The 13465-nt window shown below is 34.0% G+C and carries 14 protein-coding genes; 8 read left to right on the top strand and 6 right to left on the bottom strand.

Features of this window, described 5'->3' with window-relative positions; all coding sequences use genetic code 11:
• Nucleotides 1-289: 289 nt before the first annotated feature.
• The 3 genes from A6I66_RS12180 to A6I66_RS12170 are packed head-to-tail and all read right to left on the bottom strand — an operon-like array spanning nucleotide 290 to nucleotide 1796.
• Nucleotides 290-616 (bottom strand): DMT family transporter, encoded by a 327-nt coding sequence (locus A6I66_RS12180; RefSeq protein WP_067149674.1) that lies wholly within the window; start codon nucleotides 614-616, stop codon nucleotides 290-292.
• Nucleotides 617-651: 35 nt separating this feature from the next.
• On the bottom strand, nucleotides 652-1155 hold the full coding sequence (locus tag A6I66_RS12175; protein ID WP_067149672.1) for a GNAT family N-acetyltransferase: 504 nt from the start codon (nucleotides 1153-1155) through the stop codon (nucleotides 652-654).
• Nucleotides 1156-1214: 59 nt separating this feature from the next.
• Nucleotides 1215-1796, bottom strand: a complete 582-nt coding sequence (locus tag A6I66_RS12170; protein ID WP_067149669.1) for an NUDIX hydrolase — start codon at nucleotides 1794-1796, stop codon at nucleotides 1215-1217.
• 136 nt (nucleotides 1797-1932) lie between these two features.
• On the opposite strand from A6I66_RS12170, the gene pyrE reads away from it, so the two are divergent.
• Both pyrE and A6I66_RS12160 read left to right on the top strand, forming a co-directional pair.
• Nucleotides 1933-2577: an orotate phosphoribosyltransferase gene (gene pyrE, locus A6I66_RS12165; protein ID WP_067149668.1), complete on the top strand. Its 645-nt coding sequence runs from the start codon at nucleotides 1933-1935 to the stop codon at nucleotides 2575-2577.
• Between the two features lie 85 nt (nucleotides 2578-2662).
• Entirely contained in the window at nucleotides 2663-3058 is a 396-nt protein-coding gene (locus A6I66_RS12160; RefSeq protein ID WP_067149665.1) for an SRPBCC family protein, read from the top strand.
• Here the strand turns inward: A6I66_RS12160 and A6I66_RS12155 are convergent.
• The gene (locus tag A6I66_RS12155; protein ID WP_067149664.1) at nucleotides 3055-3786 is read right to left on the bottom strand and encodes a biotin--[acetyl-CoA-carboxylase] ligase; all 732 of its coding nucleotides are present in this window, start codon (nucleotides 3784-3786) and stop codon (nucleotides 3055-3057) included. The genes A6I66_RS12160 and A6I66_RS12155 overlap by 4 nt on opposite strands.
• A 93-nt stretch (nucleotides 3787-3879) precedes the next feature.
• Between A6I66_RS12155 and rsfS the strand changes: the two genes are divergently transcribed.
• The 6 genes from rsfS to A6I66_RS12125 all read left to right on the top strand — a co-directional run bounded on the left by rsfS (nucleotide 3880) and on the right by A6I66_RS12125 (nucleotide 8691).
• Nucleotides 3880-4251 carry a ribosome silencing factor gene (gene rsfS / locus A6I66_RS12150; protein ID WP_067149663.1) on the top strand — a complete coding sequence of 124 codons (372 nt, stop codon included), beginning with the start codon at nucleotides 3880-3882 and terminating at the stop codon, nucleotides 4249-4251.
• 9 nt (nucleotides 4252-4260) lie between these two features.
• The gene (ftsH, locus tag A6I66_RS12145; protein ID WP_067149662.1) at nucleotides 4261-6234 is read left to right on the top strand and encodes an ATP-dependent zinc metalloprotease FtsH; all 1974 of its coding nucleotides are present in this window, start codon (nucleotides 4261-4263) and stop codon (nucleotides 6232-6234) included.
• A 116-nt stretch (nucleotides 6235-6350) separates the two neighbouring features.
• Nucleotides 6351-6959 (top strand): LUD domain-containing protein, encoded by a 609-nt coding sequence (locus A6I66_RS12140; RefSeq protein ID WP_067149661.1) that lies wholly within the window; start codon nucleotides 6351-6353, stop codon nucleotides 6957-6959.
• A 1-nt stretch (nucleotide 6960) separates the two neighbouring features.
• A complete protein-coding gene (locus A6I66_RS12135) occupies nucleotides 6961-7782 on the top strand; it encodes a phosphatidate cytidylyltransferase (protein WP_067149660.1) in 822 nt (273 codons plus the stop codon).
• Nucleotides 7772-8425, top strand: a complete 654-nt coding sequence (locus A6I66_RS12130; protein WP_067149659.1) for a phosphatidylserine decarboxylase family protein — start codon at nucleotides 7772-7774, stop codon at nucleotides 8423-8425. Before A6I66_RS12135 ends, A6I66_RS12130 begins: the two co-directional genes overlap by 11 nt.
• Nucleotides 8425-8691, top strand: coding sequence for an acyl-CoA-binding protein (locus A6I66_RS12125; RefSeq protein WP_067149658.1), 267 nt, complete (start codon nucleotides 8425-8427; stop codon nucleotides 8689-8691). Before A6I66_RS12130 ends, A6I66_RS12125 begins: the two co-directional genes overlap by 1 nt.
• 498 nt (nucleotides 8692-9189) lie before the next feature.
• Here A6I66_RS12125 and A6I66_RS12120 read toward each other — a convergent pair whose 3' ends face one another.
• Together A6I66_RS12120 and A6I66_RS12115 are read right to left on the bottom strand one after the other, a co-directional pair.
• A complete protein-coding gene (locus tag A6I66_RS12120) occupies nucleotides 9190-10284 on the bottom strand; it encodes an OmpA family protein (RefSeq protein ID WP_067149657.1) in 1095 nt (364 codons plus the stop codon).
• 372 nt (nucleotides 10285-10656) lie between these two features.
• On the bottom strand, nucleotides 10657-13293 hold the full coding sequence (locus tag A6I66_RS12115; RefSeq protein ID WP_067149656.1) for a valine--tRNA ligase: 2637 nt from the start codon (nucleotides 13291-13293) through the stop codon (nucleotides 10657-10659).
• Between the last annotated feature and the right edge of the window lie 172 nt (nucleotides 13294-13465).

The following is a 13465-nucleotide window of genomic DNA, read 5'->3' as shown; positions in this document are numbered from 1 at the left end:
TTTTAGGGGATACTAGCGTAACCTTTCAATTGGGACTTTGTATAAAATTTTGGATAAATGCCGTAAATTTTCGACTAGAGATTCTTCAGTCGTACCTCCTTCTAAAGGATAAAGTACATTACTAAACCATTAATGCTCCAAAAATAGGAAAGAGCCTTGTCCCCTAATAAGGGGACCATAGGGGTGTTCGGTTAAGTGTTCAAAACATGCTCAAAAAGATTCTTCAGTCGTACCCCCATTTGAATGACATCTTCTCTAAACTATAAGCTAGGATAAAGAAAAATCACTTCTAATTAGAAACAAATTTCAGTCCTACAATGGAAGCTATTAAGGTGGTAATAAAGAACAAGCGCCAGAATGTAGCGGGTTCCTTAAACACAAAAATCCCTACAAGCACAGTACCCACAGCGCCTATACCCGTCCAAACGGCATAAGCTGTTCCAATAGGTAATTCTTGAGTTACTTTTACTAGAAGATACATGCTGATGCATAAGCAGAGCAAAAAACCCAAATACCAATAGGTGGTTTCAGCTCCAGAGGCTGTTTTCGCTTTCCCAAGACAGGCCGCAAAAGCCACTTCAAATAAACCTGCTATAATTAATAAAATCCAATTCATTTTTAAAAAACGGCAATAGGTTTAGAGCATTAACATTAACGTATTTCCTTTTGATATAAATTATAGATTGAAAGTGGCAATTCTTTTACACCTACCTTTTCAAAACCTTGATTTTCATAATATTTACAAAGCTTTGGGTTTTTAGAATCAGCATCCAATCTTAAATAATCAAATCCGTTATTTTTAGCCTCATTCTCAATTTTTTGAAGCACCAGTTTACCAATACCTTGTCCTTCAAACGTTTCAATTACCACTAAAGAATGAATATATTTCGATAGATCGTCCTTTTTACCCCAATACAATTCATCTTCATCTAAAACTCTAACCATGCCAATAGTTACAGCATCTTTGTTTTTAATAAAGTAGAATTCTCCATTTTTAATACCTGCTTCTACCCATTTAATTTTCTCAATGGGCGGGTTTGTCCAATATTGCCAATGGTCAATTTTCTTTTTTGAAATTTTTTCAGCTGCTTCTTTAAATAATTTTAAAACCGCTTCAATGTCCTTAATATGTATTTGTTCGAATATTAAATCCATTTAGGTTCAAAGATTTTAAATTTTTAATTCATCTACGGCTTTACTTCTTCTAAAACAAACTAAACCAACAACTTAATATTCGCATAAGAATTATTAAGCGCTTCATGAGCTTCTTCATTATTTAGCCATGAAACTTTGGTGATGCCTTCTTCTTCCTGAGCATATAAATTTCCCGTGAAGCTGGTTTTCATTTCAAACCAATGTGTTATTTTAATTTTATAACGTCCATTACGTTTAAATATATGGTAAGTCGTATCTAAAGGTTTGGTGATCGTAAGGCCCGCAACCCCAGTTTCTTCGGTGACTTCACGAATAGCAGTTTCTTCAATAGATTCGTTGCGTTCAGCCTTTCCTTTTGGCAAATCCCATTTATCATTTCTATAAATAAATAGAATATCTCCTTCTGCATTATATACTTTGCCACCTCCAGCAACGACATTAGGAAGCTTCTTTAAAAACTTTTTAAGTAACTTATCTGGGTTTTTATGAATTAAGCGTGCCTCTTGCAAAGCTCCAGAATTAAGTTTTCTTATTACTTTAACAAGGTTAACGGTGTTAAGCAAATAGTTTTTAAAATTGGTTTCTTGCTCTACAATAGAGGTCAAAATCATAGGTTTATCTCCAACAAAAACTTTATACATAGCCAATTTTAATTAACAATTTCTTTAAGGTAAAAATATTAATTTTGTTCACATTGCCAGCGTTGTTCAAAAAATATTTTCATTAAAAATAAAACTCGATTCAATTAAAATTAAATTTATCCGTAATTTTGCCAACATGATTTTTAACAAAGACACAGCTAAAAAAACAGCCGAAGTTCTATTGCAAATAAATGCTATAAAACTGAGTCCGCAAGAACCTTTTACGTGGGCATCGGGCTGGAAATCGCCAATTTATTGCGATAACCGTATTATTTTATCTTTCCCTCCTGTGCGTAACTATATTCGAGAAACCATGGGTAAATATATCGAAAACCACTATGGCAAACCTGATGTTATCGCAGGTGTAGCTACTGGGGCTATCGGTATCGGCATCCTAGTTGCCGAATATTTGGGACTCCCTTTTATTTATGTTCGACCAGATGCAAAAGGCCATGGTAGAAAAAACCAAATTGAAGGTTTTATTGAAAAAGGTCAAAACGTGGTGGTTGTAGAAGACTTGATAAGCACTGGAAAAAGCAGCTTGAATGCTGTTAAAGCGCTTAAAGAAGCTCAAGTTAATGTAAAAGGCATGGTGGCTATTTTTACCTATGGGTTTGATGTCGCTGCAGAAAACTTTAAGCAAGAAAACGTAGATTTAAACACTTTAAGTAATTACGAAAACTTGCTAGAGCAAGCCTTAGACACCAATTACATTTCTGAAAAAGAAGTGAAAACTTTATCAGAATGGAATACTAATCCTAGTGAATGGAACGCTAATTGATACATTTTATATTGGCACTTTAATTTAAAGTACCATTAAAACATATTAATTAGAAATCACATAAGGAATAAAAGATTAAGATATTATGAATTTACAATCCCCAAAAGTTAAAGTTAGTAAATCACCTGAAGCCGTTTTTAAAGCGCTTTCTGATGTTAAAAACTTCGAATCGTTAATGCCTGAAAATATTAGCAAATTTGAACTTCTTGAAGATGACAAATTTCTCTTTGCTCTAAAAGGTATGCCAGAAATTGTACTTAAAAAGAAAGAGGTTATTCCTCCAAATAAAATTGTTCTAGGAGCTGCAGGTGGGAAAATTGATTTTGCCTTAACCGTGAATATCGATAATATTGATGATGCCTCTAGCGAAGTGCAACTTCATTTTACTGGAGATATCAATCCGATGATGGCCATGATGATTAAAAATCCGATTACAAAATTCATTGAAACGTTAGCCACGAATATCCCTCAAAACGTTTAATACATTAAGGTGACTTCTTTTAAATCAAATTCTTTGATGATATTATCTTCAACTAAAACCTGAAGATGACCAAAATTAGAAACCCCTTTTATAAAACCAGAAAACAGTGAGCCTTCAGCATCTTTAAATGTTGAAGGCTTATTTTTTCGAAATAAACACGATTCATAATCCGCCTTTAGAGCTGTAAACTCTCCTCTTTTTAAAAGATCAAAATGAACTTGTAATTGATTTAAGATCGCATGAGCAACTTCATCCAAATCAAAAAGAGTTCCCGTTATCACTTTTAATGAGGACGCTCTTGGTAAATTATCAAAGTCAACCTGATTCACATTTAGCCCAATACCAATAATTGATCCCGTAATGGTATTTTGTTTTATGACATTTTCTATCAATACGCCACAAATCTTCTTGTCTACTGACAAAATGTCGTTTGGCCATTTCACACTTAATTGCGGAATTAAAAACGACTGAAGCGCCTTTCTTATCGCTAAGGACACCGCTAAACTGATACCAAAGGTAGTTTCTAATGAAAAATCACTTAGGTCTTTAAACACACTAAACGTAAGGTTTTTTGAAGCTTGCGACTCCCATTCTGCTCCCATTTGTCCGCGGCCATGCGTTTGCTTTTCAGCAATAACTGTCGTAAAATCTTCAACGTTTTCAGTCGCTTGAAGGCGTTTCAAATAGCTATTAGTAGAATCGGTGGCACCAAGTTTGATAATAGTCATAAACAAGTTATTAGGATATGAAGAAATCTTATCATATTTTTCAAGTATAAAGAACTAAAAAAATAATAACTTTGCACAAATTAAATAAATTTAATGGCGAAAGAAGAAATAAGCGCAGACCAGTTAATATCCGTTATAATTAGTGGAATTGAGGATGTTAAGGGAAAAGAAATAAATATTCTAGATTTAAGAGAGATTGAAAATACGGTTTGTGATTACTTTATTATTTGCGAAGGAACGTCAAATACACAAGTAAGCGCTATTGTTAACTCCATTCAGAAAAAAGTAAGCAAAGAACTTAAGGATAACCCATGGCATACTGAAGGTATGGATAACGCCGAGTGGGTTTTAATTGATTACGTCAATGTAGTTGTTCATGTATTCCAAAAACACATTAGAGAGTTTTACGACATCGAAAGTCTTTGGGGTGATGCAAAAACTACCGTAATAGAAACCAATTACTAAAAAAATCAAATGGCAAAAGACAATAAAAAACCAAAAGACAAAAAACCAAAATTTAGTCCGTACTGGGTTTACGGAGCATTAATAGCTTTATTTTTAGGATTTCAACTATTTAGTGGCGATAGTTACGAGGGTGGTAACACCATAACACCACAAGATTTTTTCAACTATTTAAAAGAAGGTGATGTTGCTCGTGTTAATATTGTAAAAAACACTCGTGTTGCCAAAGTATATTTAACCCCTGAAGCTCAAACTAAAGAAATTCATAAAGGTTCAAAGCCGCAATCTATAATTCCTTCGGCAACAGAATTACCTAACTATAAATTTGAATTCGGTGATCTTCAAAACTTTGAAAATGAAGTTAATCTTATCATTAAAGATTTACCTAGCAAACCCAAACCGAAGGTAACTTTCGATACAGAAACCAATGAATTAGGCAACTTATTAATGGGAATTCTTCCTTTTATCTTACTTATTGGAGTTTGGATTTTTATCATGAGACGTATGTCTGGTGGTGCTGGCGGAGGTGCTGGCGGACAAATTTTTAACATCGGGAAATCGAAAGCCAAGCTTTTTGATGAAAAAACTGAAGTTAAAACAACATTCAAAGATGTAGCAGGACTTGAAGGTGCTAAAGAAGAAGTACAAGAAATTGTAGATTTCCTTAAATTCCCTGAGAAATATACAACCTTAGGTGGTAAAATTCCAAAAGGGGCCTTACTTGTAGGACCTCCAGGAACAGGAAAAACTTTATTAGCAAAAGCCGTTGCGGGTGAAGCTAAAGTGCCTTTCTTCTCGTTATCAGGTTCAGATTTTGTTGAAATGTTTGTTGGTGTTGGAGCATCTCGAGTTAGAGATTTATTTAAGCAGGCCAAAGAAAAATCGCCGTCAATCATCTTTATTGACGAGATTGACGCCATAGGTCGTGCGAGAGGAAAGAATGCCATGTCGGGAAGTAACGATGAACGTGAAAACACGCTAAATCAGCTATTAACTGAAATGGATGGTTTTGGAACCAATACCAATGTGATTGTAATCGCTGCAACCAATAGAGCTGACATTTTAGACAAAGCTCTTATGCGTGCTGGACGTTTTGATAGACAAATTTTTGTTGATTTACCGGATGTAAGAGAACGTGAAGAAATTTTTGAAGTTCACCTAAGACCGTTAAAAAAAGCAGAGAACTTAGATTTAGACTTCCTGTCTAAACAAACTCCTGGTTTTTCAGGTGCCGATATCGCTAACGTTTGTAACGAAGCGGCTTTAATTGCTGCAAGAAACAACAAAAAAGCGGTGGATAAACAAGACTTTTTAGATGCTGTAGACCGTATTATAGGTGGTCTTGAGAAGAAAAATAAAATCATTACTCCTAGCGAGAAAAAAGCTGTAGCTTATCACGAAGCGGGTCATGCCACAGTAAGTTGGATGCTAGAGCATGCTGCTCCTTTAGTAAAAGTAACCATTGTTCCTCGTGGACGATCTTTAGGAGCTGCTTGGTACTTACCAGAGGAAAGACTTATTGTGCGTCCTGAACAAATGCTTGATGAAATGTGTGCTGCCCTAGGTGGTCGTGCTGCTGAAAAAGTAATCTTCAACAAGATTTCTACTGGTGCTTTAAGTGATTTAGAAAAAGTTACAAAACAAGCTAGAGCCATGGTAACCATTTATGGATTAAGTGATCAAATAGGTAATTTAACCTATTACGATTCGGGCCAAAGTGATCACGGTTTTACTAAGCCATACAGTGAAGAAACGGCGGTTCTGATTGATAAAGAAATTTCTAAAATTATTGAAGAACAATACCAACGTGCTATCAAATTATTAGAAGAGAACAAAGACAAGCTTACCGAACTTGCTGAAGTACTTCTAGAAAAAGAGGTAATTTTCAAAGACAACCTTGAAAAAATATTTGGTAAACGTGCCTTCCTAAAAGAGGAAGCTATCACTTCTAAATCAGCCATCAATAACACTGAAGAAGAGGCGTAATAGCTTTTAAAAATTAAGTACAAAACAAAAATCTTAAATTAATCATATGATTAATTTAAGATTTTTTATATTTGGTGTTCCTTCTCAACACAAATTCTTTATAATAGCGGTATTTAATGAGTCTTTTTAAAAAAATTTTTGGTTCAAAATCTAAGAAACCTGACGAGGAGATTACATCAGATGATAGAGGCAAATACATGCCAGAGCTTAAGCTTCCTATAGACGAGAGGTTTACTATAAATTTTAAAGGTAATGGAGGTAAATTTCTTTACTGTGAAGACATCAATGAAGTTTACCAAAACCTCAAACTGATTATTAACGAGAATGAGTGGCAAGAAGAAGACGTGCTATTATTGGATTCTGAATTAGAAAACAAGTTTAAAAGCTTAAAACTTAAAGCAACTAAAAAACTCAATCAAGCACCATTTTTCTTAACAACATGCGAAAATCTTATTGCTAACGATGGTTCTATTTTAATTTCATCAAAACAGATTTTTGAGAAAAAACTTCTTGAATTACCATTCAGCTTTATCGTTTTTGCCACAACAAGTCAATTAGTGGAAACTATAGGCGAAGGTTTAAAAGGAATCAAATCTAAAAATAGCAAACAAATACCTACAAATATCACAACTATAAAACACTTTAAATCTGGCGAAGATAATAACTTCCTAAGTTATGGCAGTAGCGCTAAAAACCTATACCTCCTACTCTTAGAAGATTTATAGAATGAAAGAAATAGTTATTCGATCACTTTCTGGATTACTTTATATATCCATTTTACTTGTTTCATTATATTTTGAGCATTTATTAATTGCTTTATTTGCCATATTTGGCTTACTGTGTTTGGCCGAATTTCAAAAGCTCATTCAGTTAAAAAGTAATATCCCTTATATTATATTTATTATACTTTATATTTTCTTTGGATATTGGCAAACTGTTTTAAATACTAACGAGGGCTTAACTGAGGCAACACAAATACTCCTGGTGCTTTCCATATTTGTCAACCTCTTTTTAATAAAAGATTTGTTTTCAGAAAAAACCATCCCTCTTTTTAGTACTAAAAGATTTTTACTGACAACATTCTATCTATCAAGTGCCTTCGTCTTTCTAATACTAATCACCACCAACCATCAAGAATACAATCCTAAAATATTATTAGGAGCATTTATTCTAATTTGGGTTAATGATACTTTTGCTTATTTGGTGGGTAAAAATTTTGGAAAACAAAAACTTTTTGAATCTATTTCACCCAAAAAAACAGTAGAAGGTTTTCTTGGTGGCCTATTTTTTTCCTGCGTAGCAAGTTATTTTATTGCTACCTTTACACAATCTTTAAACTCGGCTAGCTGGCTAGTTTTAAGCATCATTGTTAGTGTTTTTGGAACGTTGGGTGACTTAATCGAATCTAAGTTTAAAAGGCAAGCAAATGTAAAAGATAGTGGCGTCATTATGCCTGGGCATGGAGGCTTGTTAGACCGATTGGATAGTATTATTTTTGCTGCTCCTTTTATATATTTATTTTTAAGAATTTTACATTATGTTTCATAAAGAAGGGTATAAAATCATTTTAGTAACGTTTGTTATTGTTGTAGGCACAGCTTTACTTGTTGATCGATTTATTGATATAAACTGGCTTAAAACGAGCATACTCGTTGCTCTAATCATATTCTTAATCCTGATTCTTCAGTTTTTTAGAAACCCAAAAAGACATACTGTCTTAAATAATGCTCAGGTTTTATCTCCTGTAGATGGAAAAGTTGTCGTTATTGAAGAAGTTTTTGAAAAAGAATACTTCAAAGAAAAACGATTACAAGTCAGTGTATTTATGTCTCCAATAAATGTGCATGTTACCCGTTATCCTATTGGTGGAAATGTTATTTTTAGCAAATACCACCCTGGAAAATACTTAGTAGCATGGCATCCAAAAGCAAGTGAAGAAAACGAACGTACTACTGTGGTTGTGGAAAACGAAACCTATGGAAAGGTTTTATTCAGACAAATTGCTGGAGCATTAGCAAAACGTATCGTAAATTATGCACAGTTAAATGATAAGGTTACCCAAGGTACCGATTCTGGCTTTATCAAATTTGGTTCTCGTGTCGACTTATTTTTACCTTTAGACACAAAAATTAACGTGACATTGAACCAAAAAGTAAGAGGAGGCGAAAGTGTTATTGCCGAATTAAAATAATGAGTAAAAGTGATTTAGATATAGAGTTTAATCAGGCCGTTGATCGGGTAAATGCCTATACAGAACCATTTCCAGCCGATACGCTACTGAAACTATATGCTTACTACAAGAAAGCTACAAACGATTATGGCCGCCCTAAAAGTAAGAAACCAATCATAAATGCTTTTAAAACGAATGCATTGTTTCAAGCGAAAGGTCTGACTGAAGACGAAGCCAAACAACGCTATATCGACTTAGTTAACAGCTATTTTTTATACCGAAAATAGTTCGGCACACGCTATTTAAAATTCCTTTATCTAGAACGCTCACTATGCGAAATCATTGGGTTTGGTTAAAATTATGCTCGATCTAGATTTTCAGGAGTAAACAACATCGTATCATTACACTTCTTCAATCTAACCGTATAGCAGATTTATATCCATATCAAGAGCCTACTCCTTGTGGTATCGTTTTTTATATGTAATAACAAGCATCCAATAAAAACTCTTTTAAATTCCTTTTGAAATTTAGCATACTTTGCTACTAATATTGAAATCGAAATCTATCACAATTACGCTTTATTCAAAACTAGACAACCACCTTCAGATACATATATATAAAAAATAATTTCCATTCACTTATATTATTCAGAAGGCCCCTCTATTATAAAAACATTTAGTTCAAGACTTTGACAATAAAAATTTTGAAGGCACATAAGTTCCAAATAAAAAAGGCTTTCTGGTGAACCAGAAAGCCTTTTTCTACTTAAAATTTATTCTTGTTTATTACTTCCAGATTAATTCATAATCTGTTCTACGGTTTTCTCTGTGTTCTGCAGAGGTACACTTAACACCATCTGAACATCCGTTGTTTAATTGAGTTTCACCGAATCCTTCAGCTTGGAATCTTGAACGATCAATACCTTTACTTACAGCATACTCTAAGATACTTTTCGATCTTTTTTGAGATAAGTTAAGGTTGTAATCTTTAGCTCCTCTACTATCTGCGTGAGATTTAATATCTAGAACAGCCGTAGGATACTTATTCATGTACTCTACTAATTCATCAACGATATCTTTATCATCAGATGTTAACGTTGAAGAATCGAAGTGGTAGTACACACGACGTAATTCACTAAGATCTGATTCCATATTTTCACGTAAAATAGCTTCTTGATCTACTTCAGGCTCAGGAGTTGGCTCTACTACTGGAGTTGGCTCAACAACTGGTTCTGGCTCTGGAGTTGGCTCTTCTTCAACTGGAGGTGGTACTGGTGCTGGTTTTTTCTTAGCAAAAAGACCTGGTTTAAATACAATACCCGCTGAATGTTGGATATGATTATTACCTTTATCATTTTTGTTTATTCCCCATTTACCCATGGTATTTAGGTTAATAGCGAAATTTTTACTTAACCAAAAATTAGATCCTGCTCCAGCATTAAAAGTTAAAACTCGGTTATTGATAAGAGAAGAACCTCCCATACCTACTTGTAAGTATGGATCAAACCATCCTTGCTTTGCAAAGAACTTATTTAATTGGTAAGTAAGCATACCATCAACAGCCCAATAGTCTTCGTCTTGTGTTAAGATCATTCCTTGAGCAGGCTTTCCCTCTTTTAATTTGTTAATGGTTCCAATAGCTTGAATAGTAAAACCGGCACCCAATTCATAGCCAATGTTTAATCTATTCGGATAAGCTGTTGTATGCCAATTGTCAAATTTAAAAGCATCTTTTCCTGCTGACCCTGAATCATCAATAAAGTTATATCCTAAGCCAAAAAACCAACCGCTTTCTTTACTTTCTCCACTCGATTGAGCAGTGATAGTCGAAAGGGACCCCATGATAAGCATGAGTAAACTAAATAAGTAAATTTTTTTCATAATGAATTAATTAATGTAAATAACTGACTATCAACAGTGAGTCTATTGTGCCGTTGTTACTTGATTTGAGTATCAAATATAGAAAACTGGTAAGATTATTCCCAGCAAATTCTTAAAAATCTTTAATAAATTAAAAAATAAAGACCTAAAACCGAAACATTTACTAAATGTGCAATTTACACAAAGACAAATTTACAAATCGATATTTTTGCCTTCATTTTAATAAATAATCACTAAACAAGGATTAAATGTATAATCACAATAGCAAAAAGACTTTTGATTTTGGAGACAGAAAACAAAAAGTTCTTCAATGCAGACACTAGCCACATTGAAGAACTTTAAAACTATTAGATCTGTTACAAAAATGAATTCCTAATTCAAACTTGCTAAACTCGCTTTTAACGTTTCAATTTTTGCTAAAGCATCAGCTTCCTTTTTCTGTTCAGCTGCAACCACCTGTTCTGGAGCACCAGCAACAAAGCGTTCGTTAGATAACTTCTTTTGAACCGATTTCAAGAACCCTTCGGTGTATTTTAACTCTTCGCTAAGTTTTACAACCTCAGCTTCAATATCAATAGCGCCTACCATGGGAATAAAATACTCATTAGATTTTACTCTAAAGGTTAAAGCCCCCTCTACCGTTTCCTCGGTATATTCAATGTTTTCTAAGTTGCCAATTTTTGCAATAACGCCATCAAAGGTTTTACTAGTATTTCCATTATTAATAACAGAAAAACTAATCGCATCTTTAAAAGGAATATTCTTTTGTTTTCTAATGTTTCTAATTCCCGAAATAACCTCTGAAGCAAATTCAAACTCAGAGATTAATTCTTCATTAATATCCTTGAAAACAGGCCATTTTGCTACTATTAAAGCTTCTTCTGGTGTTCTTTCCGAGATATATTGCCAGATTTCTTCTGATAAAAACGGCATAAACGGATGCAACACTTTTAAGTTATTTTCAAAAGCTTCTATCACCGCTTTATAAGTATGTACATCAATTGGTTTTTGATAAGCAGGTTTTATAATTTCTAGCAACCATGATGAAAAATCGTCCATGATTAATTTATAAATCGCCATCAAAGCATCGCTCAATCTGTACTTACTAAAATGGTCTTCAATTTCCACTAAAGCACTTTGGAATTTAGCTTCATACCATTCCAATCCGATTTTTGAGGTTTCTGGCTGCGGTATATTTTCATCGATTTCCCAGCCTTGAATTAAACGGAAAGCATTCCAAATCTTGTTTCCGAAACCTTTCCCTTGCTGACATAGGGCTTCATCAAACATCAAATCGTTTCCAGCTGCCGAACTTAAAAGCAAGCCTACACGAACACCATCTGCCCCATATTCTTCAATAAGTTTTAAAGCATCTGGCGAGTTTCCTAAGGATTTACTCATTTTTCGACGCTGCTTATCACGAACTAACCCTGTTAGGTATACATTGTTAAACGGTTTTTCTCCTTTATACTCGTAACCAGCAATAATCATACGTGCTACCCAAAAGAATAAAATATCTGGACCTGTAACTAGATCGTTAGTAGGATAGTAATATTTTATTTCTTCATTTTCAGGATTTCGAATACCATCAAACACACTCATTGGCCACAACCATGAAGAAAACCAAGTATCTAAGGCATCTTTATCTTGTTGTAAATCTTCAATTTTTAATTCTTGATTTTTAGTAGCTTCTTTGGCAAGTTCTAGGGCTTTTTCAGCAGTTTCAGCCACTACAAAATCATTTTTACCATCACCGTAATAATATGCTGGAATTTGTTGCCCCCACATTAACTGACGAGAAATATTCCAATCCCGAATATTCTCCATCCAGTGTCGATAAGTGTTTTCAAACTTTTTTGGAAATAAGTTGATGTCGGCATCTTCACCTAAAACAGCTTCAATAGCTGGCTTCACCAATTCCTCCATCTTTAAAAACCACTGATCACTCAAACGAGGCTCGATTACTGCTTTGGTTCTTTCAGAAGTACCAACTTTATTAATATGACTTTCTGTTTTTACTAAAATGCCTTTATCTTCTAACTCTTTAGTAATCTCTTTTCTAACAACAAAACGATCTTTACCTTCATAATGTAATCCGAAACTATTTAAAGAGGCATCATCATGAAAAATATCAATAACTTCTAGTTTGTGTTTATCACCTAGATTTTTATCGTTCTCATCGTGAGCTGGAGTCACTTTTAAACAACCTGTTCCAAACTCCATGTCCACATATTCATCTTCAATAATTGGGATGATACGGTTACAAATAGGCACAATGGCTTTTTTACCTTTTAAATGATTAAAACGTTCATCATTAGGATTGATACAAATAGCTGTATCCCCAAAAATCGTTTCAGGACGGGTGGTAGCTATAGTAAGCTTTTCATCACTACCTTCAACTTTATATTCTAAATAGTATAGATTTCCTTGACGCTCTTCATGTACCACTTCCTCATCAGAAAGCGTTGTTTTGGCCTCAGGATCCCAATTTACCATACGATAACCTCTGTAAATGAGCCCTTTTTGATATAAATCAACGAAAACCTTGATTACAGCTTCACTCATCTCATCATCCATGGTAAACTTCGTACGATCCCAATCACAAGAACAACCTAATTTTTTAAGTTGTTCTAAAATCACACCACCGTATTCATGAGTCCAGTCCCATGCATGACTTAAAAACTCTTCTCGAGATAAGTCATTTTTATCGATACCCTGTTCTTTTAATTTAGCAACCACTTTGGCTTCAGTAGCAATGGAAGCATGATCTGTTCCTGGTACCCAACAGGCATTTTTACCCAATAGTCTTGCACGACGTATTAATACATCTTGAATCGTATTATTAAGCATGTGCCCCATGTGTAAAACACCAGTAACATTTGGTGGCGGAATGACTATCGTGTAAGGTTCTCTTTCATCGGGTTCTGAATGAAAATAATTATGTTTCATCCAATAGTTGTACCACTTGTCTTCTACCTTATGGGCATCATATTTTGATGGAATTTGCATGCTTCGGAATGGTTTTTGTAAAATTTTAAATAATAAAGCGCAAAAGTACTTATATTTCTTTTTCTGTGAAACTTTTAAAGACTTAGTTAACCTTAAGTTCATGCGATATTTTAACATTATTATAAGGTTTCATTTAGAAGTGATCCGTACATTTGACATGACTAATGAGATG

Origin of the sequence: Pseudotamlana agarivorans, assembly GCF_001642835.1 — a bacterium.
In the GTDB taxonomy this organism is placed as follows: domain Bacteria; phylum Bacteroidota; class Bacteroidia; order Flavobacteriales; family Flavobacteriaceae; genus Pseudotamlana; species Pseudotamlana agarivorans.
Note: the sequence above shows the minus strand (reverse complement) of the source record. Positions and strands in the feature narration are given on the sequence as shown.

What these genes read in the sequence shown, in the direction of transcription:
- A6I66_RS12135 (WP_067149660.1), top strand. Translation starts at nt 6,961, where the DNA reads ATGAAAGAAATAGTTATTCGATCACTTTCTGGATTACTTTATATATCC.
- A6I66_RS12160 (WP_067149665.1), top strand. Translation starts at nt 2,663, where the DNA reads ATGAATTTACAATCCCCAAAAGTTAAAGTTAGTAAATCACCTGAAGCC.
- A6I66_RS12170 (WP_067149669.1), bottom strand. Translation starts at nt 1,796, where the DNA reads ATGTATAAAGTTTTTGTTGGAGATAAACCTATGATTTTGACCTCTATT.
- A6I66_RS12120 (WP_067149657.1), bottom strand. Translation starts at nt 10,284, where the DNA reads ATGAAAAAAATTTACTTATTTAGTTTACTCATGCTTATCATGGGGTCC.
- A6I66_RS12130 (WP_067149659.1), top strand. Translation starts at nt 7,772, where the DNA reads ATGTTTCATAAAGAAGGGTATAAAATCATTTTAGTAACGTTTGTTATT.
- pyrE (WP_067149668.1), top strand. Translation starts at nt 1,933, where the DNA reads ATGATTTTTAACAAAGACACAGCTAAAAAAACAGCCGAAGTTCTATTG.
- rsfS (WP_067149663.1), top strand. Translation starts at nt 3,880, where the DNA reads ATGGCGAAAGAAGAAATAAGCGCAGACCAGTTAATATCCGTTATAATT.
- A6I66_RS12115 (WP_067149656.1), bottom strand. Translation starts at nt 13,293, where the DNA reads ATGCAAATTCCATCAAAATATGATGCCCATAAGGTAGAAGACAAGTGG.
- A6I66_RS12175 (WP_067149672.1), bottom strand. Translation starts at nt 1,155, where the DNA reads ATGGATTTAATATTCGAACAAATACATATTAAGGACATTGAAGCGGTT.
- ftsH (WP_067149662.1), top strand. Translation starts at nt 4,261, where the DNA reads ATGGCAAAAGACAATAAAAAACCAAAAGACAAAAAACCAAAATTTAGT.
- A6I66_RS12125 (WP_067149658.1), top strand. Translation starts at nt 8,425, where the DNA reads ATGAGTAAAAGTGATTTAGATATAGAGTTTAATCAGGCCGTTGATCGG.
- A6I66_RS12155 (WP_067149664.1), bottom strand. Translation starts at nt 3,786, where the DNA reads ATGACTATTATCAAACTTGGTGCCACCGATTCTACTAATAGCTATTTG.
- A6I66_RS12140 (WP_067149661.1), top strand. Translation starts at nt 6,351, where the DNA reads ATGAGTCTTTTTAAAAAAATTTTTGGTTCAAAATCTAAGAAACCTGAC.
- A6I66_RS12180 (WP_067149674.1), bottom strand. Translation starts at nt 616, where the DNA reads ATGAATTGGATTTTATTAATTATAGCAGGTTTATTTGAAGTGGCTTTT.